20 protein-coding genes are annotated in these 20207 nt (G+C 51.0%); 8 read left to right on the top strand and 12 right to left on the bottom strand.

Going from position 1 to position 20207, the window contains the following annotated elements:
* Positions 1–320: 320 nt before the first annotated feature.
* The 11 genes from aspS to BOO20_RS02555 form a co-directional block, all read right to left on the bottom strand.
* The gene (aspS, locus tag BOO20_RS02510) at positions 321–2144 is read right to left on the bottom strand and encodes an aspartate--tRNA ligase (protein WP_076790254.1); all 1824 of its coding nucleotides are present in this window, start codon (positions 2142–2144) and stop codon (positions 321–323) included.
* 87 nt (positions 2145–2231) lie between these two features.
* Positions 2232–2654: a DNA polymerase III subunit gamma/tau gene (locus tag BOO20_RS13030; RefSeq protein ID WP_083694496.1), complete on the bottom strand. Its 423-nt coding sequence runs from the start codon at positions 2652–2654 to the stop codon at positions 2232–2234.
* Positions 2655–2794: 140 nt separating this feature from the next.
* Positions 2795–4003, bottom strand: a complete 1209-nt coding sequence (gene dnaX, locus BOO20_RS02515; RefSeq protein WP_083694497.1) for a DNA polymerase III subunit gamma/tau — start codon at positions 4001–4003, stop codon at positions 2795–2797.
* On the bottom strand, positions 4003–5280 hold the full coding sequence (locus BOO20_RS02520) for a YihY family inner membrane protein (protein ID WP_233120856.1): 1278 nt from the start codon (positions 5278–5280) through the stop codon (positions 4003–4005). The genes dnaX and BOO20_RS02520 overlap by 1 nt, the downstream gene beginning before the upstream one ends.
* Positions 5281–5310: 30 nt before the next feature.
* Complete coding sequence (locus BOO20_RS02525; protein ID WP_076790259.1) at positions 5311–6567, bottom strand: MFS transporter; 1257 nt, start codon at positions 6565–6567, stop codon at positions 5311–5313.
* 42 nt (positions 6568–6609) lie between these two features.
* Complete coding sequence (gene purQ / locus BOO20_RS02530) at positions 6610–7314, bottom strand: phosphoribosylformylglycinamidine synthase subunit PurQ (protein WP_076790261.1); 705 nt, start codon at positions 7312–7314, stop codon at positions 6610–6612.
* Positions 7315–7329: 15 nt separating this feature from the next.
* Positions 7330–7584, bottom strand: coding sequence for a phosphoribosylformylglycinamidine synthase subunit PurS (gene purS / locus BOO20_RS02535; RefSeq protein WP_076790264.1), 255 nt, complete (start codon positions 7582–7584; stop codon positions 7330–7332).
* Positions 7585–7612: 28 nt separating this feature from the next.
* Positions 7613–8413, bottom strand: a complete 801-nt coding sequence (pssA, locus tag BOO20_RS02540; protein WP_076790266.1) for a CDP-diacylglycerol--serine O-phosphatidyltransferase — start codon at positions 8411–8413, stop codon at positions 7613–7615.
* 130 nt (positions 8414–8543) lie between these two features.
* Positions 8544–9377: a 3-methyl-2-oxobutanoate hydroxymethyltransferase gene (gene panB / locus BOO20_RS02545; protein WP_006366701.1), complete on the bottom strand. Its 834-nt coding sequence runs from the start codon at positions 9375–9377 to the stop codon at positions 8544–8546.
* Positions 9374–10204 (bottom strand): lipoate--protein ligase family protein, encoded by an 831-nt coding sequence (locus BOO20_RS02550; RefSeq protein WP_076790269.1) that lies wholly within the window; start codon positions 10202–10204, stop codon positions 9374–9376. Before BOO20_RS02550 ends, panB begins: the two co-directional genes overlap by 4 nt.
* Before the next feature lie 154 nt (positions 10205–10358).
* A complete protein-coding gene (locus BOO20_RS02555) occupies positions 10359–10973 on the bottom strand; it encodes a DUF4136 domain-containing protein (protein ID WP_076790271.1) in 615 nt (204 codons plus the stop codon).
* 259 nt (positions 10974–11232) lie between these two features.
* Here BOO20_RS02555 and BOO20_RS02560 point away from each other — a divergent pair, with 259 nt between their 5' ends.
* The 8 genes from BOO20_RS02560 (at position 11233) to BOO20_RS02595 (ending at position 19387) form a co-directional block, all read left to right on the top strand.
* Positions 11233–11646: a CoA-binding protein gene (locus BOO20_RS02560; protein ID WP_076790273.1), complete on the top strand. Its 414-nt coding sequence runs from the start codon at positions 11233–11235 to the stop codon at positions 11644–11646.
* Between the two features lie 16 nt (positions 11647–11662).
* Positions 11663–12772, top strand: coding sequence for a D-alanine--D-alanine ligase family protein (locus tag BOO20_RS02565; RefSeq protein ID WP_076790276.1), 1110 nt, complete (start codon positions 11663–11665; stop codon positions 12770–12772).
* Positions 12769–13389 carry a hypothetical protein gene (locus BOO20_RS02570; protein WP_083694499.1) on the top strand — a complete coding sequence of 207 codons (621 nt, stop codon included), beginning with the start codon at positions 12769–12771 and terminating at the stop codon, positions 13387–13389. The genes BOO20_RS02565 and BOO20_RS02570 overlap by 4 nt, the downstream gene beginning before the upstream one ends.
* 76 nt (positions 13390–13465) lie before the next feature.
* Positions 13466–14902 (top strand): TolC family protein, encoded by a 1437-nt coding sequence (locus tag BOO20_RS02575; protein ID WP_076790279.1) that lies wholly within the window; start codon positions 13466–13468, stop codon positions 14900–14902.
* A 27-nt stretch (positions 14903–14929) separates the two neighbouring features.
* Positions 14930–16183: an efflux RND transporter periplasmic adaptor subunit gene (locus tag BOO20_RS02580; RefSeq protein WP_076790282.1), complete on the top strand. Its 1254-nt coding sequence runs from the start codon at positions 14930–14932 to the stop codon at positions 16181–16183.
* A gap of 8 nt (positions 16184–16191) precedes the next feature.
* Positions 16192–16881 (top strand): ABC transporter ATP-binding protein, encoded by a 690-nt coding sequence (locus BOO20_RS02585; protein WP_076790286.1) that lies wholly within the window; start codon positions 16192–16194, stop codon positions 16879–16881.
* On the top strand, positions 16878–18143 hold the full coding sequence (locus tag BOO20_RS02590) for an ABC transporter permease (RefSeq protein WP_076790289.1): 1266 nt from the start codon (positions 16878–16880) through the stop codon (positions 18141–18143). The genes BOO20_RS02585 and BOO20_RS02590 overlap by 4 nt, the downstream gene beginning before the upstream one ends.
* 8 nt (positions 18144–18151) lie before the next feature.
* Entirely contained in the window at positions 18152–19387 is a 1236-nt protein-coding gene (locus tag BOO20_RS02595) for an ABC transporter permease (protein ID WP_076790293.1), read from the top strand.
* Positions 19388–19604: 217 nt separating this feature from the next.
* On the opposite strand, the gene BOO20_RS02600 is transcribed toward BOO20_RS02595, so the two are convergent.
* Entirely contained in the window at positions 19605–20144 is a 540-nt protein-coding gene (locus tag BOO20_RS02600) for an SPASM domain-containing protein (RefSeq protein ID WP_233120858.1), read from the bottom strand.
* Positions 20145–20207 lie beyond the last annotated feature (63 nt).

Genomic DNA, 20207 nt, shown 5'->3' on the forward strand with positions numbered 1-20207 from the left:
ATTTGACCGAACAGCGAAAAACGATTGTGGGTACAAATGGTTATGAAATAGGCCCCCGATTGGGAATAATCGTACCCAGATAACCGGATGGAACGGCGGTGATGATTAAGGGTTGGATCGCATTTCATGGATTATGCGATGATGCGTTTTTTTTCCTGTAGGGGCGAACCTGTGTGTTCGCCCTATACCGTATATTCGTCGGAAATTACCGGATCATGATTACATGGAATCAATTGTAACAGACAATAACGACAATGGCATTGACGACGCAATAAGGGCAGACACGCAGGTCTGCCCCTACAAGAGACGAAACGGTAGGGTTACCGTTTCGTCTCTTCTTTTTTCGGCAGCTCAACCCGCAGGTGCAACTCTTTCAATTGCTGGGGGGTGACTTCGGAGGGTGAGGACATCATGAGATCCTGCGCCGACTGGTTCATCGGGAAGGCGATAACCTCGCGGATGTTCTGCTCGTCGCGCAGAATCATCACCAGGCGGTCAAGACCGGGAGCGATGCCTCCGTGGGGAGGAGCGCCGAGCTTGAAGGCTTCGATCATGTGGCCAAAACGGAGATCAACCTCCTCTTTCGGGTATCCGGCAATCTCAAAAGCCTTGTACATGATATCAGGCCGGTGGTTGCGGATAGCGCCGCTTGAGAGCTCGATACCGTTGCAGACGATATCGTACTGGTAGGCAAGGATATCAAGCGGAGACTTCGTCTCAAGCGCCTCCATCTCGCCCTGAGGCATGGAGAAGGGGTTATGGGAGAAGTCGATCTTTTTGGCCTCCTCATTATACTCGAACATCGGAAAGTCCACAATCCAGCAGAAGGAGAGCTCATCCTTGTCGAGCGTAAAGAGATCGCCGAAGTATGTTCTCATGCCGCCCATGATCCGGCAGGTCTGCTCCCATTTTCCTGCTCCGAAAAAGAGCACATCGCCGGTTTCAACACCGAGATGCGATTTCAGGGTTGCAAGATCCTCTTCACTGAGGAACTTCACAACCGGACCTTTCGGCCCCTCTTCGCGGAACTGGATATAGGCAAGACCGCCTGAACCGAGCTCGCGGGCCCGCTTCTCGGCCTTGTCGTAAAAGAGCCTCGACTCATGGCCGCGCCCCTTGAGCAGCAGCGCCTTGACGCAGGTGCCAGGCACGGTGTTGCTTGCAAAGACCTTGAAGGAGGAGTTCACAAAGAGTGAGGTGACATCACTGATTTCAATCGGAATTCTCAAATCCGGCTTGTCCGTTCCGAATCGGTTCATGACATCCTTGTAGCTGATACGGGGAAAAGGAAACTGTGTAATGCGTTTCTCCGACATGGTGCTGGTCAGATGCTGAACCATCCCCTCGAGAATGGCAAAGAGGTCATCCTGTTCAATAAAGGCCATCTCCATATCAAGCTGATAGAACTCGCCGGGACTGCGGTCGGCACGGGCATCCTCGTCCCTGAAGCAGGGTGCTATCTGAAAATAGCGGGGAAAACCCGAAACCATCAGAAGCTGCTTGAACTGCTGGGGAGCCTGCGGCAGTGCATAGAATTTTCCCGGGTGGAGGCGGCTCGGAACCAGAAAGTCCCTTGCACCTTCCGGCGAACTTGAGGTAAGAATCGGAGTCTGTATCTCGATAAACTCCCTCTCCTCAAGATAACGGCGGATCGCAGCGGTAAGGCGGCTGCGGAAAATAATATTCTCGTGGATCTTCTCACGGCGAAGATCGATAAAACGGTATTTAAGGCGCAGCTCTTCCGAGGTCTGCACCTCATCGGCTACAGGAAAGGGCAGGGGCTGGGCATTACTCTCAACGGTAAGCCTGCTGACAACCACTTCGATCTCACCAGATGCAAGCTTTGGATTGATCGTGGAGGGACTCCGGAGAACCACCTCACCCTCAATACAGATAACCGACTCTGAATGGAGCTGACCGGCAGCTTCAAAGAGATCGTGCTGCTCAGGCTGGATAACAAGCTGGCTGATTCCGGTATGATCGCGCAGATCAATAAAGATAAGCCCGCCGTGATCGCGTTTTCTGTGAACCCATCCGCCAAGTCTGACGGTGCTGTGCTCAAGCTCAGGGCCCAACAGGCCGCAATATTCGGAGCGGAAACGGTTCTGAAGAGCATGCGTTGTTCGGCCTGCAGCTATACTCATAGTGATGCTATCGTCCTTTGGCATTGAGAAAATTAAAAGAGTGAATATGGGGAATTTTTCATGATTTATAAAACTTGTAAAGCACTCTCAGTATACCAGTTCACCTCCGAACTCCCTGATGAGAAAGCGGAGAACTTCATTGGTCTGTGAAAGCTCCTGGAAGAGGGTAAAAACCGACTTCTCCCGTGTACAGGCATCCTTCTCGGCGTCATAGCGAAGACGGAGCTGGAGCGGCATCGCATAAAACTCCGACAGCTCTCGCTGCAGAAGCTCACGATCCTGGAGCAGCTCTTCATAGGAGAACTTCCGGCAGCAAACCATCTCAAGAACTCCTCCGGGAGTGCAGGAGGCAAGCTCACATGACTGGAGATGGGTTGCCATGAAGTTATGCGTTTTCCGCGCAAGATGGTCAAGAAACTGACGCCACTCTACCCTCAACGCTTCAAGACTGGCAAGCTGTTCAGGTGCTCCGGACTGCCCCTCTGTCGAGCTCTGGAGCTCCTTATGCATCCGGCGCTCCCGCAGATCGGGAACAGTGGCAAATCCTGAAAGTTTTTTCTGCCAGGAGCCGAGATCAAGATCAGCCGCGCCCTGTCGTTTTGGTGCAACTGAAGGGGTTGAAGCCGATGGAGCGGTTGGCGGAACGGGAGTCAGAGGCTTGTCAGAAGCTTTTTTTTTTGAGGCTGCACAAGTTGCGGCGGCTGCACACTCGCAACACCTGCACCCGGCACTATCTGATCAATATCAATAAGCTTGAGCAGGGCCAGCTCAAAACGGAACTGGTATTCAAACTGAAACTTCAGCTCTTTCTGGGTCTGCAGGAGAAACTCAACCATCTGCATGAGCGAAAAAGGCGAGAATTTGGTTGCATCCCGCTGATAGCGCTCGCGAACGGCATCAGGTCGCTCAACAAGACGGGTGGAGGACAAATTGAGTACAACGAGAATGTTGCGCAGATGCTCAATCAGCTTTTCAAGAAAATCCTGTTCATCATAACCGTTGCGGATAACAAACTGCGCAACCTCAAGCATAGCAGCATGGTTACGCTCCAGAACCGCATCGGTCACACCAAACATGTGCTCGTCGTCAATGTAGTTCAGAAGCTCTGCCACACTCTGGTAACTGATACTCCCCTCATGATCATTTTCGGCAGTAAAGGCGATAACCTGGTCAAGAATGCTCTGCGCATCCCGCATCGACCCCTGGGCCTTGCGCCCTATGAGCTGAAGCGCATCGCCTTCAACCGTTATCTTTTCAGAATCGCATATCGTCTGGAGCTGCTTCTGGATATCGGGCAGCGGTATCCTCTTGAAATTAAAGCGCTGACAGCGGGAGGCAATGGTCGCCGGAATCTTGTGCAGCTCTGTTGTGGCAAAGATGAATATGGCGTGAGGCGGGGGCTCTTCAAGCGTCTTCAGAAATGCATTAAATGCCGCAATGGAGAGCATATGCACCTCATCGATGATATAGACCCTGTACTTCCCTTTCTGTGGGCCGTAGCGGACATTCTCCCTCAGAGCGCGGATATCGTCAACACTGTTGTTGGATGCGGCATCAAACTCCGAAATATTGAGGCTTGTACCCGAATCAAAATCACGACAGCTTTCGCACTCTCCGCAGGGCTCGGTCACCTGCTGAAGATAGACCTGATCCTCCATCATTCTCTGGCAGTTGACCGCCTTGGCAAAAACTCTTGCCGCAGTGGTTTTACCGACACCGCGCAATCCTGAAAAGATATAACCATGACCGAGCCGTCCCATGCGAAGCGAGTTCTGGATGGTGCGGGTAATATGTTCCTGCGCCGTAATATCTGCAAACTTGCTCGGTCTGTACTTACGGGCTATAACCTGGTAACTCATTATTGCTGTTGATTATTATCCTCTAACAAGGTGATAAGAGGAATATCCATACTGCATCTCAGGCTCTCCGATACAGCACTCTTTATCGTTCCTAAATGTAAGCTATTACCTTCGAAATCCATCAGACCGTTTTCCATAACACCAAACCCCGGAGGAATTATTTCATAGAGATCATATAATTTCAGGGTATGCAGATCGCGACTGATTGCCAGATCGCCTCCGGCTGTGACATGGATAACGTCGTGCTGCAGAAGCATATCAACAATCTCTTTCAGGAAAGAGGGCATTGCCGGATGCATGTTTTTCAGAATCTTCTTCATGTTCATATAGCTTCCGCTCTTCTGCGCAGCATAGACAAGAGCGAGAACCGAGAGAATTTCCGGAATACCCCGCAGGGGATTAAAGGGTTCTGACGCACTTCCGGCAGGTTTCAGGGCACCGAGACAGAAAACAAACTCCGCACCGGTAAGCACGACAACCCAGCCGAGATAGATCCAGAAAAAGAGCATCGGTATAACCGATAACGCCCCGTAAATATGCTCGAAGGTTGCAACATTTGCGATATAGAAGCTGAACCATTTTTTTGACAGTTCAAAAAGTACGGCAGCAGCAAATGCGCCGGATATGGCATGCAGAAACCTCACCCGGCAGTTCGGTACAAGCATGTAGAGAAGAAAAAATGCAACGACCGAGTTGATGAAGGGCAGATAGGAGAGCAGCCTGGTTTTCACCTCAAGCATCGGTCCTTCGGTGAATACCGTATACCAGACGTAGGAACCGGCCGCAAGAGAGCTGCCGATAAGCACAGGACCAAGCGTCAGTACCGTCCAGTAGAGGGTAAACCCCTGGAACATCTTTCGCGGAGAGTGCACCTCCCAGATCTCATTGAGCGTATGATCGATTGTGGAAATAAGCGAGAGTGCAATGATAAAAAGAAACAGTCCGCCCAGAAGCGGAACCGTCGCAGTCTTGCCGATAAAATCGTTCAGATAGTGATTGAGAATACCCCCTGCTCCGGGCATGAAATTCTGGACAAGAAACTCCTCGATATTGTGTTTGAGGGGGGTAAAAACGGCAAATACGCTCAATATGGAGAGCACGACGGCAAGAAAGGGCACAATGGAAAGCAGCGTCTGAAAAGCCAGAGAACCGGCACCGAGAAAGATCCGGTCATGAATGAGATTCTTCCAGAAAAACGGAACAAACGCCCGCAGATAACCGGCACTTCCGGAATGGCTACCATCCTGCAGTTTCAATCTCTCCTCTCCTGTTTTCATCTTGATCAACATTTACCTCTGTGAACCCCTTCACGCTTCAAAAGCCTGCCTGCTTCCGGCTGATCCCACCCTTGTCATAAGCAGGAGGCCTGTTACAAAAAAGAGCAGCAGTGAACCAAGAGCCACCCGCTGACTCCCCGCCTGTGCAGAGACAAGACCGAAGACAAGCGGACCGGCTATGGCCGAAGCCTTGCCGAAGGTGCCATCATAAAAACCGAAAAACTCGGTAACATGTTCCGCTGGTGTAAGCCGGGCCATCATGGATCGGGATGCCGCCTGGGAGGAGCCCATCGAGAGACCGGCAAGCATGCCGGTATAAAAAAAGAGCTCCTTGCTGTCGGAGAGAATGGCCAGCAAGACAACCGCAAACCAGATAAAAAGGGTGATAACAATGGTACGTTTCGGCCCGATCCTGTCGGTAACAAAACCGAAAACAACCGAACCGGCAATCGCCGTTGTCTGGACGAGCATGAAGAAGACAATCAGCTCGCCGGTTGTAAAGCCGAAGGTATTCTGGGCATAGATCGACGAAAATGCGATGACGGTTAAAATAGCGTCATTATAGAAAAAGTAGGCCAGAAGGAAGCGGGCAAGATCGGGATAGTTCATGATATGGCGAACCGTATACTGCACCTCTTTGACGGAACGGCCGATCGCCGCAAATGAGAGCGGGGAACGCACCTCCCTCTTCCCGTCGCGGAGCGAGAGAAAGAGCGGTGTGGCAAACAGGGCAAAAAAGAGTGCCACCCAGAGAAAGCTCTGCCGGATATTCGATGCATTGGAGAGCACAATACCCCCGCTGAGAAGCGGTTTCATAAGCAGCAGGATGGAGAGGGCGCCAAGATAGCCCATCGCAAATCCATAGCCGGATACCCTGCCGAGACTCTTGTCGGAGGCAAGCTCCTTGAGGTAGGCGTCATAAAAAACCAGACCGCCCTCAAATCCCATGTTGGCAAGAATAAAGAGTGCCGCAGCACTGAACGCCGTACCCGGTCCGGAAAAAAAAAGAAGGGCTGTTGCAACAACCGAGGTGAGGGTGAAAACGAAAAGAAAGCGTTTTCGTTTTCCCGAATAGTCCGCCGCAGCACCGAGCACAGGCGAAATGAGCGCAACAAGCAGCATGGAGAGGCTGACGCTGAAGCCCCAGAGCGCATCGCCGGAAGGCTCCCCGGCGCAGATGACATTCTTGAAGTAGAGGGGAAAAGCAAAGGTCACCATCATCACGCTGAAAGAGGTATTGGCAAAATCAAAAAGCAGCCAGGAGAACACCTTGTATTTCTGCGTCACGACAGGTTCCGGTTTAACTTGTGAGTGAATGGAGTGAACCCTTCAGACTCCGGCAATATGGCGAAAGAGTGATGCAAGGAGTGAGCGTCCGTCATCCGAACCGAGCAGCTTCTCACTGGCTCTCTCGGGATGCGGCATCAGACCGAGCACATTGCCCTGACGGTTGATGATACCGGCAATATTTTTCACCGAACCGTTCGGATTGCTCCCGTCACTCACATTGCCTTCGGCATCGCAGTATCTGAACACAATCTGCTCATGCTCTTCAAGGCTTTCAATGACCTCGGCCGGCGCAAAATAGTTTCCCTCTCCATGCGCAATAGGAATTCTCAGAACCTGACCCTCGCTGTAGAGCGAAGTAAAGATGGTCGAGCAGTTCACCGCCTTGATGGTGGTCTGTGTACAGAGAAACTTCTTGTCGCGGTTGCGCGACAGCGCACCTTCGAGAAGCTTGCTCTCAAGCAGCACCTGAAATCCGTTGCAGATGCCGAGCACAGGGAACCCCTTGCGGGCAAACTCTATAACCTCCTGCATGATGGGAGAGAAACGGGCAATTGATCCGGCACGGAGATAGTCGCCATAGGAAAAGCCGCCGGGCAGAATAATCGCCTTCACCCCCTGCAGATCATGTTCATTATGCCAGAGCATGAGCGGCCGCACGCCGTCAAAGGAGGCAACAGCATGCTCGGTATCATGATCACAGTTTGAACCCGGAAATACGACGACCCCTACAGTTACATCAGCCATGGTTGAGAGTGGTAATTAATTTACTTTTTCCAGCTCCAGAGAGTAATTCTCCATTACCGGATTCGATAAAAGTTTCTGACAGATCTCGTTGCCGATACGTTCAGCCTGAACCGGATCCTCTTCATTGATAGTTACCTCGATATATTTGCCGATCCTTGCCGACTCAACACTCTGGTACCCGAGATTTTTCAAAGCATGCTCGACAGCCTTGCCCTGAACATCAAGTATGGACTGGCGCAGGGTCACCTTTATTTTTGCAGTATAGGGCATTATCACGCGGATGGTTGATGAAAAAAAATCAGGTCTGCCACTGACGATAGAGCAGTGTGATTGACCGTACAATACCGAGCAGAATATACAACAACATGGCAAGAAAAAAAGCTTTCGAGTGAAAGACAAGAACACAAAACATTGCCACAATGTAGAGCGACATCTGTACAGGTTTACGGCGGAAGGATTCCGCCGTCGGCTTGGGCAGTGCATCATAGTTGACCTTGCTGACCATGAGCAGGGCAAGAGCGGTGGAGAGCCATGCCAGAACACTCTTCATCATATTGAGGGGAAAGAGCGGATCACCACTCATCCAGAGCACAAATCCGGTTATGGTCAAAGCCTGGGCAGGAGTCGGAAGACCGGAAAAGGACTCCTTCTTGTAATCAATCATGCTGATGTTGAAACGGGCAAGTCGAAGTCCGCTGCCGATCATAAGCAGGGAGCTGACAAAAATCCCGGTCATGCCCGGCAATCCCTCAAGACCGAATTTGTAGACCAGATAGGCCGGAGCTGCACCGAAAGAGACAAGATCTGAAAGCGAATCAAGCTCAAAACCGAAATCGGAAGTCCCTTTGGTAACTCTTGCAACCAGACCGTCGATCGTATCAAAAAAAGCGGCCAGAATGATAAACCAGCAGGCGGCGACAAAACTCCCCTCACCTGACATGACAATCGAGATATAGCCGCTGACCATGTTCATGACGGTAAAAACCGATGGAACAAACGAACGCGAAACAAACGGAAACAGTTGTAACCGGTCCTTTGAGCTGTTTTTCAGAAAAGGAGGATAACGTTTTAGAAGCTTTTTCTTGCCAGCATCAGCCATAAAGAGAAATATCCAGCATCCGGGAAAAAATTACCCAAAACCGGCAAAACGCCTTGGAATGGGTGTTGATATGAAAAGTACAATCTTTCATCAAGCTTTTAAACAGAAAAGAGTTGCCGGGCACTCCCGTTCAATAGCTTTCATCCGCTGAAGGAAAAGATCGCTCTCTGACATCATGAACATAGGACTTGACCGCATCTTCAATCACCGTATTCAAGTCGGCATACTGCCGGACGAATCGGGGATGAAACTCCCTGTTGAGACCAAGAATATCATTGATGACAAGAACCTGGCCATCACACTCTACACCGGCACCGATTCCGATAGTCGGAATGGTCAGTGAGCGGGTAACTTCAGCGGCCAGCGCCGATGGGATTTTTTCAAGCACAACCGCAAAGGCACCCGACTCCTCAAGTGCGCGTGCATCTTCAAGAAGCTGGTCAGCCTCCCTCTCCTCCTCTGCCCTCACCTTGTAGCTTCCGTATTTGTAGATCGACTGCGGCATGAGCCCGAGATGACCCATGACAGGAATACCGACATCAGTGATTCGTTTCACCGTATCGGCAATGATCATGCCTCCCTCAAGCTTCAGCGCATCGCACTCATGCTCCTTCATAATCTTTCCGGCATTGCGCAGGGCCTCATCTCCTGAAATCTGGTAGCTCATGAACGGCATATCCACCACCACCATTGCCCTGTTGCTCTCATCCTGAACCCCCTTGACCACCGCTTTGGCATGATAGATCATCTCCTCGATGGTAATCGGCAGGGTCGTACTGTGCCCGGCAAAAACATTGCTTGCAGAATCTCCCACAAGAATAACATCAACTCCGGCACGATCAAGAATTCTGGCCATGGTATAGTCATAGGCTGTCAGAACTGATATTTTCTCTTTCCCCTGCTTCATATCAAGCAGTCTTCTGGTCGTTACATGAGCTGCTTTATGCTGAACGCGTCTGTTCATGATGCTTGCTGCTTAATGGATTGTGTATAATCATAACCTTCAAGAAAATCCGATAATTCGTCGGGCTGAAGCACTACCGGCTCCAGACGGTGCTCTACTCCTGCCGATTGCAGCATCAATTCTGCAATGCGCTGATATGGCGGAATGTAACCGAGAATCTCTTCAAGCGTGGTGCTTTTTTGCTCCATCTCGTTGCTGACACGCTCGCGAGCATCTCCATCCGGAGAGGCAATATAACGCCAAAGCTCCCTGTGCGTGACAGAAAGAGGAAGCGAGCCATGCTGCAGCAGAATATCCCCTGTTCTGCGCTGAGCCGACCCGACAAGTTTACGACCATCTACCTGCAGTTCATAGCGGGCAGAAGCCGTAAAACAGCTGACCGACCCGCTGCCGGGTACCTGATCCGGCCCGGAAAGGGTGGAACGGCAGAACTCCGCCCGGATGCCGAGCGCTTCAAGAGCAAGCTTGATCACCTCATGGACCATCCGGTAGTGGGTGCTGTTCTCTGCCAATGAATCAGTAATGAAACTGTAGGTAAACTCTTCAGCATGAAAAACCGCTCTGCCGCCGGTCGGCCTCCGGACAACATCAATACCCGCCGCCGCAGCGGCTCTCATATCAATATCCGACTCTCGCTGATTGTAGCCCAGTGTAATGGCAAATGGTCTCCATGCATAGAAACGCCAGAGACAACTCCCGTATCCGAAACGCGCCTGAAACCGTCCATCAAGAAATGCCGCCATCATCATCCGGTCGAACGCCATGTTCTCTTCGCCAGTATGAAAACCGGTGTCAACACAATAAACCTTTGAAAAAAGAGGATTCACAAGCAGTAAAACAGTTCACGGTATTCATCGCAAGCGCCACATTCAACTGCTCAAGATAGCTGAAAAGGATATGGCAACAAAAAAGAGAGCGAAGCCGCAACCATTTCCTTGCTGGCAAACCGCGCTGCTTGCGCCACCAGGACTCAAAAGGCATTCACCTCTTTTTTTTCAGGGGGGAAAACTTTTCAAGAATAGGAGAGACCATCCGGTCGATATCCTGCTGCATGATCTCTGCATCCTGATGATCCCTGATTACACCCCATGATGAACCCCGCCAGGCAGGAGCACCGGAGAGTGCGTCAATAATATCAATCACAAGATATCCCTCTTCATGGTAGCGAACCCAGGCAGCTGAACCATAGGGTTGCCAGAACGGCTCGGCAAAATAGCGACTACCGTTACGATAAGCCCTGAAAGAGTAGCGAGGGGTATAATACGGTTCAAGATAGATCGAGCTGACGACAGCTTTCTGCAGCTGAATTTTGACCAGAAAATCAACCTGACCCTTTTTTTGAAGCAGATACCCCCTGGCTGCCAGTTCGCGATCTACCGAGCGGCGGGTACGATTGTAAACAAAAGGAGAGATCTCCAGGGAGGCCTTGTCCGTTTTGCCCTCCTCCCCGGCGGACCAGTTATAGGTAACATATCGTGACCGGTCTATGGATGGATCAAAGTCCGAGGAGACATAGACACTGCTGCAGCCGCTGAGCAGAAGCAGGAAGCAGAAGGTGCACCATCCGGTGATCGCCGAAATGCGGAATGAAAACATGACAAGAGCCCTCCGATGAGAATTCCCTGAAAAAGCAACGCTGTTTTATCAACCCGTTCACTCAAAGGTAACGAATCAATTTTTCAGTTCGTTTCCTTTTGCCGTTCTCTCTCCTTCACCGCCCTCATAGAGCGCACAGAAACCGAAGCCCTCCTTATTTTCCTATTATTTTTGAACTGTGGATTGTTTGTATCAAGCCAGACAGGTATTTTGTTTCAGTAATCATTGTTACACAATATCCAATGTCTCCGTCTGATCCATGCCGAGAGCGGTTATAGAGCACATCCTCACCTCGTTTCGCCACATTGCTGTTGCGGGAATATCTGCGAAACCCGATCGGCCGAGTTACCAGGTTGCACGCTATATGATGGAGCAGGGATATACCATCTATCCTGTCAATCCCAATAGCAAAGAGGTCCTTGGGTTACGCTGCTACCCCTCTCTCCTGCTCATGCCGCCGGAGATCCGGGAGAAAATTGAGATTGTCAATATTTTCCGTAAAGCGGAGGATGTTCCGCCAATAGTTGATGAAGCGATCTCAATCGGAGCAAAGGTTATCTGGATGCAGTCAGGTATCAGTAACATGGAGGCCGCCGGGAAAGCACGCGAAGCAGGTCTGTTTGTTATTGAAAACCGCTGTATCGCTGTAGAACATCAATCACGTTATCACTAAACCCTTATAGCTCCACATGGCACCTGTAACCGTCGCAATCATTTTTGGTGGAAAATCTGCTGAACACGAAATCTCGATTATATCAGCAAAATCAATTGCTGCAAACATCAATGCTGACCGCTACCGGGTTATCCCGATCTATATCACGCATGACGGAGAGTGGCTGCTGGATGGCATTGCCCGTGATATTCTGAACTTTGACCTTGCAACGCTGCTGAGAAGCTCTTCACTTGACGCCGCCGGCAAAACCCTCCGTCGCATGACAAAGGAGTCCGGGCAGCACCCTTTCGACCGCAACTTCACCGCTACCGGAATCGATGTGGCTTTTCTGGTGCTCCATGGTTCCTATGGCGAGGACGGACGGATCCAGGGATTCCTCGACACCTGCGCCATTCCCTATACCGGATGCGGGGTTCTGGCCTCGGCTGTGACGATGGACAAAGCCCTTACCAAACTGTGCGTAGCCGATGCAGGCATAGCTGTCGCGCCCGGAATAACGCTTTTAAGCATTGATTACCTTGCCGATCCGGAGTCGTTTCATGCCCGTATCGACAGAGAGTTTGAGTACCCCCTCTTCATCAAACCGGCAAACCTCGGCTCCTCTGTCGGTATTTCAAAGGTGCATAATCCGGCGGAGCTCCCTCTCGCCCTGAAAACCGCGTGCACGCTCGACACAAAAATACTGGTCGAAAAGGCCATAAAAGGCAGGGAGATTGAAGTGGCTGTTCTCGGCAATGCGCAGCCGGAGGTATCGGTATGCGGAGAGATCGAGCCCGGCAGCGACTTCTATGACTATGAGGACAAGTATATTCACAACAGCGCAAAAACCTTCATTCCTGCCCGCATTCCCTCCGTGCTCCAGGAAAAAGTCAGAGCGCTTGCTCTCAGGGCATACAAGGCTCTCGGATGCCGGGGCATGTCGCGAATCGATTTTTTTGTTGATGAAGAGAGCAAAAGCATCATACTCAACGAGGTCAATACCATTCCGGGCTTCACCGATATCAGTATGTACCCGAAGTTGATGGAGGCCAGCGGAGTCCCGTTCCCCGAACTTGCCACGCGGCTGCTGGAACTGGCAATGAACGGGAGCACCCCCTGCAACCCAGGCTGTGAACAACGCTCATGACCTTTTCCGATTACGACAGCGCTCCGGCAAATGAGCATGCCATGATGAGCGATCCCCACCTTTTTTTTGCAGAGGTCTCACTCGACATTTCACGGGGAAGATGCGAATCGGGTATTGAAAAGCTCAAGCCATATATCGATCACTTTCCGGACTCCTATCTCTTCTGCCTGCTCTACGCCAAAGCACAGAGAGGCATCGAAAATTATTCGCTTGCCGGAGAGTATCTCAGAAAATGCTGCACCATTGCGCCGGCAAATCAGGTGGCATGGCAGGAGCTTCTGGAGCTTCAGGCTATCATTGCTGCACAGGATCCAGGCACTCCGGAAACGATGTTTGACCCCGTTACCGATGAGCTTGAAAAACTCACCGCCGCTCTCATGGAGTTCGAACCGGTAAAAACTACCGAGAACGCCGACCCTACTCCGCTTCTGGAGCAGAAGCTGCCATTTTCAGACGATATGGCCATTGCCGTTCCGACAGAGACACTTGCAACCCTTTTCACTGCCCAGGGAGCCTACAAAAAGGCGATCCGGATCTATACCATGCTCATCCTGCTCAAGCCGCAGAACGCTGAACACTATCAGCAGGAGATTGATTCGCTGCTTGAACGGCTCTGAAGTTACACGACCAAACCCCTCTGCATGGAACTATTAACGCGGCTTTACAGGTATAGAACTCTACCATTTACAGATTATGAAGATTCCTTGCTCCAGACACACAATCGGGTCATCGCCAAGTCACTTGATTTCCAGACTCCTGTTATATCTCTGTTTTGCAGCGCTTTTATCAGCTCTCCCCGTAACCGCAACGGGCGCTGAAGTTGTTGCGAAAAAGTTGTCACTCCCCATATGCATTGAGATAGCATTGAAAAATGCGACATCAACCCTTAAAGCATCAAATAACGTAAAGCTCCAGAGTGCTGATGTGCTGAGAAGTTACGGGAGTTTTCTGCCGAAACTCTCCCTTTCAGCCAGCTACACTCCCTATACACTCAACCAGTCCTATTCGCAAATTTTCCCCGGAGAACCTATATCGAAAATCAGGACAGAGAGTGAAACCGTCAACATGACGCTCTCGACCTCTCTCAACCTCTTCAACGGCTTCAGGGACTATGCTTCACTGCAGGCTGCACTGCAGAGAAAACGCGCTTCCGAGTACTCCCTCTCGCGTGCCATACAGACGGTCGCTTTTGATGTAACCCAGGCATACTACCAGGTACTGCTTGACCGTGAGCTGCTTGAAATCGCAAAGGAGAATCATCTGTCAACTCTGGACCAGTTGACCCTTACCGAGAGGCAGTTTCAGATCGGGCTGAAATCCATGATCGATCGCTACCAGCAGCAGGCTGAGGCCGCACAGAGCAACCTTTCGGTCATCAAAGCCCAAACCCGCCTCCAGCACAGCAGGCTTGAACTGCTGCGCAGACTGCAGATCGATCCCGAAACCGTTTTTATCCTTGAACCGCTTCCCGAAGAGCTGAAAAAACCGCCCGAGAGCAAACCCGATATCAACAAGCTGATCAACCTTGCCCTTGAAGAGCGCATGGACCTGAAAGGCAGCCGGCTTGAGACATCAGCAGCAAAATGGCAGATCACCAGCGCCAGAGCCGCCTGGTATCCCAAGCTCGATTTAAATATCACCACAGGCAGCTCCGGAACCGCCTCTCTCAGCCAGAACATCGGCGGAAGAATCTCTGAATCAACATTTCCGTCTGTTTCCGATCAACTTCGGCAGACAATCGGCTACAACATAGGGATCAACCTCTCCTGGGCGATCTTCGACGGCTTTCAGACCAGCTACAACGTTCAGTCATCCAGAATCAACTATCTGAACCGTGAGCTCGACACTGAAGACCTTAAATACAATATCATCATTGATCTCCAGCAGGCCGCAAGTGAATACAACTCGGCGTTCGTTCAGATTGAAGCCGCAAAGGCGAGTATGGCCGCTGCCGATTCAGCTTATGAAGGGGTTAAAAGAAAGCATGAACTCGGTGCGGCAGGCTTTATTGAACTCAGCTCGGCAAGAGCAACACGTTTCAGTGCCCGCTCCAACCTCTCCCAGGCCACCTACAACCTTGCACTGCAGAGAAGTGTGCTTGATTACCGATCAGGCATACCACTGCAATAACCAACATGAATTCAGCAGAGCATAACAATGAGTAAACAGAAATCCCTTTTAAACAGAAGAAACATACTGTTAGGGTGTGCCGCACTTGTAATCGCCGGAGGGGTGCTCTTTGCCGTGATCCGGCTCAGGGAAAAACCGGTAGTGGTAACAACCGAAAAGGCCTTTATCAAAGAGGTAGTCCATCTTGTTACGGCAACCGGGAAAATAGAACCCGAGCTTGTTGTTGCCATGTCGCCCGACGTCTCGGGTGAAATAATTGAACTGCCCGTCAAGGATGGTCAAAGTGTGAACAAGGGCGATCTGCTCTTTAAAATTCAGCCCGACATCTACATCAACCAGGTTGAACAGAGCCTTGCACAGCTTAATGCAGCCCGCTCACAGAACCTTGAAGCACAGTCACGGAAACTCAAGGCTGAAGATGATTTCCGCAAGGCTTCACTGCTCTACAGGGAAAGATTGATCTCCGAGTCCGACTTCATTGCATCAAAAACCAATGCACAGGCAGCACGGGCCACCTACCAGTCGTCGCTCTATACCATAGCACAGAACAAAAGTCTTCTGGACCAGAACCAGGACCGGCTTAAAAAGAGCATTGTCCGGGCTCCGATCAGCGGATCCATTATCGCCCTGAACAGCAAGCCCGGTGAGCGGGTGGTCGGAACGGGTCAGTTTCCCGGAACGGAGGTACTGCGACTGGCAAACCTCGACAGCATGCAGGTCAAGGTTGAAGTCAATGAAAACGATATCGTGAATGTCAAAGCGGGCAATCCCGTATCAATAACGGTTGATGCCTACGGGGATCGTATCTTCAGGGGTATTGTGCATGAAATATCCAATTCAGCCATCTCGAAAGCTGCCGGAACCCAGGAGGAGGTCACCAATTTCTCGGTTAAAATCCGAATCTTCAATCATGACCGGCTCCTGAAACCCGGTATGAGTGCTACTGCGGATATTGAGGCTCAGCGGGTAAAAGATGCGCTCGTTGTTCCCATCCAGAGCGTAACGATGAGAAGCAGCGGTACCGCTGCACAAATAGTAAAGCCTGAAAAAAGCGACATCACCATAATCTCCAAAACCAGGGCTCCGGAGAGCCGGCAGGGTGTCTTTGTTATCAATGGCGGCAAAGCCTGGTTCCGCCCGGTCAAAACCGGTACAACGGACAACACCCATATCATCGTCACCGGGGGGCTTAAAAAAGGAGAGGAGGTGGTTTCCGGCAGCTACACCGCCATTACCACAGAGCTCTCGGATGGCCGCCTTGTCAAAAAGCAGCAGCAATAGAGCCAGGAATGCCGACACCATCAATCATCTCCATGCAGTCGCTCTGCAAGTTCTACGAAATGGGCGACCAGGTTGTAAAAGCTCTTGACTCGATCAACCTCGACTTCAGCCGGAATGACTACGCGGCAATCATGGGACCATCCGGCAGCGGAAAATCAACACTCATGAATATCATCGGATGCCTGGATACTCCAACCTCCGGCGTCTATGAGCTCAACGGTCAGCAGGTTGCCGAGATGGATGATGATGAACTCGCCCGTATCAGGAACCGCGAAATTGGCTTCGTCTTCCAGACCTTCAACCTCCTTCCCCGCCTCAACTGCCTGCGCAATGTCGAGCTGCCGCTGATCTATGCCGGCGTCGCTCCTGAAGAGCGTGAGGCCCGTGCAAGAGAAGCGCTCCAGAGGGTAGGCCTCGGCGACAGGATAACGCACAAACCCGCAGAGCTCTCCGGCGGACAGATTCAGCGGGTCGCCATCGCGAGGGCGCTCATCAACAAGCCCTCAATTATTCTGGCCGATGAGCCCACAGGAAACCTCGATACCGCAACCAGCCATGAGATCATGAAGATCTTCGGCGAACTCTCCGAGGCAGGCAACACCATTATCCTCATAACGCATGAGGAGGATATCGCCCGATACACCCGCCGCATCATCCGGCTCAGGGATGGAAAAATTGAGAGCGACAAGCGGCAATGAACCTGAACTACCAACAGTTCCGGTACGAAACCGCAGAGAGCCTGAAAATGGCCCTCTTCCAGATCAGGGCAAATAAAACCCGCTCATTTCTTACCGCGCTCGGTGTCATTATCGGCATTGTCGCCATAACCATGATGGGAACGGCAATCAACGGCATTGATCGCGGTTTTGAAAAAAGTCTGGCCATGCTCGGCTACGATGTCATCTATGTACAGAAATCCTCATGGAGCACCATGGGCCAGTGGTGGCTCTACCGCAACCGTCCCGACCTGAAAACAGAGTATGCCGCCCAGCTCAACAGGATCATCGCCGATGATCCGCGCTCCGAACTCTCCATTGCCGTGCCGCAGATGTCAACCTATATTGCAACCGCAAAATACCGTGACCGGAACCTTGAGCAGGTTTTCTCCCTCGGCACCACCCATGACTACCTGCAGACTGCATCCGGAGCGCTTTCAGCAGGCAGGTTCTTTACCCCTGCAGAGTCCGCCGGAAGTGAAATGGTCTGTGTTGTAGGAGATGACATCGCAACCGGGCTCTTTCCCAATGAGTCAGCACTCGGTAAATCGATCCAGCTCAAGAGCCGCAAGTGCCGTATTATCGGAACATTCAGAAAACAGGGGAAGTTTCTCGGGCTCTTCAGTTTTGACAACCAGATCATCATGCCGCTTGGCGCCTTTGAGCGGATCTACGGCAAGAATATGTTCACCACCATCAGGGTCAAAATAAAGGTGCAGAGCCGGGTCGAACCTGCTAAGGAGGAGCTGCTTGGACTTATGCGACGCATCCGGAGAATTCCTGCAGGAAAAGAGGCAGACTTCTCGATCAACGAGCAGAAGGCCTTCAAGAGCCAGCTTGATCCTATTAAAAACGGAATTGCTGTTGCCGGTATCTTCATCACCGGCATGTCGCTCTTTGTCGGCGCAATCGGCATCATGAACATCACCTTCGTCAGCGTCAAGGAGCGCACCAGGGAGATTGGACTGCGCAAGGCGCTCGGAGCCAGACGGCAGACCATACTTTTGCAGTTTCTTGTTGAATCGGTGATGATCTGTCTCATTGGTGGATTTGTCGGGCTTGTCACCTCCCTCTCCTTAACGTTTGCTATTGAAAAAATCATGCCTGACTTTCCCGTTGAATTCTCACTGAACCTTGTCATGGCAAGTCTTGCCGTTTCGGTACTGACCGGCATTGTTTCGGGCCTCGCTCCGGCTGTAACAGCCTCAAAGCTCGACCCGGCAGACTCACTGCGTTATGAATAGGAGAATTGATGCTATTACGTGAAACGGTCATCCAGGCGATCACCTCCCTGACTGTCAACAAGCTCCGCTCATGGCTGACCATCATGGGGGTGGCCGTAGGCGTCTTCTCCATCATTGCCGTCATGACTGCACTGGATGCCATTGATAAAAGCGTTGAATCAGGCCTCACCAGCCTCGGAGCCAACACCTTCCAGATACAGAAAGACCCCGCAATGGTATTCGGCAGCGGACACAGCCGGAACTTCTATGCCAACCGCAAAGAGATCACCTACAAGCAGGCGCTCCTCTTCCGGAAATATATGGAAGGCAGAGTCCGCAATATCGGCTTCATCATTGTCAGACCTGCCAATCTGGCAAAATATGCCAACCGCACCACCAACCCGGATGTTGCCATGACCGGCGGTGATGAAAACTTTGCTGCATCAAACGGCTTCGCAATCGCAGCCGGAAGAAACCTGTCGGAAAATGATATCCGTACGGCAAGAAACAGCGCCGTCATCGGCAGCGAGCTTGCCGAAACCCTCTTCCCTTCCGGTGAAAACCCGCTGAACAAATTCATCAAGGTCAACGGAGAAGTCTACACTGTTGCCGGTGTATTCGTAAAAAAAGGGGCTGCGTTCGGCCAGAGTCAGGATAACTTTGTGCTTATCCCCATAACCCGCTTCCTTCAGCACATCAACGAAAAGAGCAGCCTCAGCATAACGGTTGAAGCGCTGTCACGCAAAGAGTATCAGCAGACCATCGACCGGGCAATCGGCGCCATGCGTCTTGCCCGGGGGCTCACCATAAAGGATATCAACGACTTTGAAATCAGAACCAACGAATCGCTCATCGACTCCTTCCGCGATATCAAGATTGCTATCAGTACCGGGGCATTCATTATCAGCTTTATGGCACTGCTGACCGCCGGAGTAGGCATCATGAACATCATGCTTGTCAGCGTCACCGAGAGAACCCGGGAGATCGGAATCAGAAAATCGATCGGCGCTCCCCGAACCACCATTCTCCGCCAGTTCCTCTTTGAGGCACTCTTTCTCTCCATCGCCGGAGGGTTGATCGGCGTGCTTGTCGGCGTCTCGGCCGGTAATATTTTAGCCTTTAAATTCAATCTCCCGCCCATTTTTCCCATCCTCTGGATAACCGTCTCCATGATCGTCTGCTCCGCCATCGGTATGGCATTCGGACTCTTCCCCGCCTGGAAAGCAGCAAACCTGAATCCGGTTGAAGCCCTTCGCCCGAAATAGGAGAGGCAACTGACCGTCGGATTACCCGATCAACCTGAGGGATAAAGGCACTGATTTCGCCAGAGACAAGGCTCACGCTTTAAGCTCATTGTCGAACAGATCGCCCGCAATATCAGACATCAAAAGCTGTAAATGAAGGGGTACAGAAAAACTGACAGAAGAAAAGCAGAAACAACACATGTTGTCAGTAGATACTGTTCAGAATGGTGTCGTTCACTCAAACGATTCCGGTTTGATGATTTGAACTCATTTCATAGATACAGTAGGCATTTTCAAAATAATCTTGTTTGGTAAAATAGCAGGCACCTCGGCAACCGGCCTTGCAGAATATTCCCATATCACACTTTTTGCATTTTCCTGCCAATAATGCAGGATCAAATTTCCGGTTATAGGAAAAGTTGTTCTCGTTAAACCAGATTTCAGAGAGTGTTTCTTTACGAAGATTCCCTTCTATAAAAATATCATCATAGAGAGACTCGCATCCTTTTACGTTTCCGATACTGTCGATACCAACAACGCATAAACCAGCCTGACATCCAGACCAGTAGTTGATATTACCCGGCAGACCACGTATATATTTTTCGTTTTCTCCGTAATAGCCGATATTATCGCCGGTATAAACGTGCATTCTGTCTTCATCACGCTTCTCTCTGATAAACGCTGTCAGCTTCCTGATGTTTTCGATGGAAATCATCTGCTCTTTACTTCGGCTTAAATTTCCCATCGGGTTAGCAAGTTGCAGTTGCCATGTCAGCACATTATTCTGTTTTGCCTCAGATGGAAATGGAGAAAATGCCTTGTTGAGTTAGCGAGTTAATGT

The organism is Chlorobium sp. KB01 (genome assembly GCF_001975465.1).
GTDB lineage: Bacteria > Bacteroidota > Chlorobiia > Chlorobiales > Chlorobiaceae > Chlorobium.

Excerpts from the sequence above, each read along its gene's own strand:
- aspS (WP_076790254.1), bottom strand. The coding sequence starts at position 2,144 with ATGAGTATAGCTGCAGGCCGAACAACGCATGCTCTTCAGAACCGTTTC.
- BOO20_RS13030 (WP_083694496.1), bottom strand. The coding sequence starts at position 2,654 with ATGCATAAGGAGCTCCAGAGCTCGACAGAGGGGCAGTCCGGAGCACCT.
- dnaX (WP_083694497.1), bottom strand. The coding sequence starts at position 4,003 with ATGAGTTACCAGGTTATAGCCCGTAAGTACAGACCGAGCAAGTTTGCA.
- BOO20_RS02520 (WP_233120856.1), bottom strand. The coding sequence starts at position 5,280 with ATGAAAACAGGAGAGGAGAGATTGAAACTGCAGGATGGTAGCCATTCC.
- purQ (WP_076790261.1), bottom strand. The coding sequence starts at position 7,314 with ATGGCTGATGTAACTGTAGGGGTCGTCGTATTTCCGGGTTCAAACTGT.
- purS (WP_076790264.1), bottom strand. The coding sequence starts at position 7,584 with ATGCCCTATACTGCAAAAATAAAGGTGACCCTGCGCCAGTCCATACTT.
- pssA (WP_076790266.1), bottom strand. The coding sequence starts at position 8,413 with ATGGCTGATGCTGGCAAGAAAAAGCTTCTAAAACGTTATCCTCCTTTT.
- panB (WP_006366701.1), bottom strand. The coding sequence starts at position 9,377 with ATGAACAGACGCGTTCAGCATAAAGCAGCTCATGTAACGACCAGAAGA.
- BOO20_RS02555 (WP_076790271.1), bottom strand. The coding sequence starts at position 10,973 with ATGTTTTCATTCCGCATTTCGGCGATCACCGGATGGTGCACCTTCTGC.
- BOO20_RS02560 (WP_076790273.1), top strand. The coding sequence starts at position 11,233 with ATGCCGAGAGCGGTTATAGAGCACATCCTCACCTCGTTTCGCCACATT.
- BOO20_RS02565 (WP_076790276.1), top strand. The coding sequence starts at position 11,663 with ATGGCACCTGTAACCGTCGCAATCATTTTTGGTGGAAAATCTGCTGAA.
- BOO20_RS02570 (WP_083694499.1), top strand. The coding sequence starts at position 12,769 with ATGACCTTTTCCGATTACGACAGCGCTCCGGCAAATGAGCATGCCATG.
- BOO20_RS02575 (WP_076790279.1), top strand. The coding sequence starts at position 13,466 with ATGAAGATTCCTTGCTCCAGACACACAATCGGGTCATCGCCAAGTCAC.
- BOO20_RS02580 (WP_076790282.1), top strand. The coding sequence starts at position 14,930 with ATGAGTAAACAGAAATCCCTTTTAAACAGAAGAAACATACTGTTAGGG.
- BOO20_RS02585 (WP_076790286.1), top strand. The coding sequence starts at position 16,192 with ATGCCGACACCATCAATCATCTCCATGCAGTCGCTCTGCAAGTTCTAC.
- BOO20_RS02590 (WP_076790289.1), top strand. The coding sequence starts at position 16,878 with ATGAACCTGAACTACCAACAGTTCCGGTACGAAACCGCAGAGAGCCTG.
- BOO20_RS02595 (WP_076790293.1), top strand. The coding sequence starts at position 18,152 with ATGCTATTACGTGAAACGGTCATCCAGGCGATCACCTCCCTGACTGTC.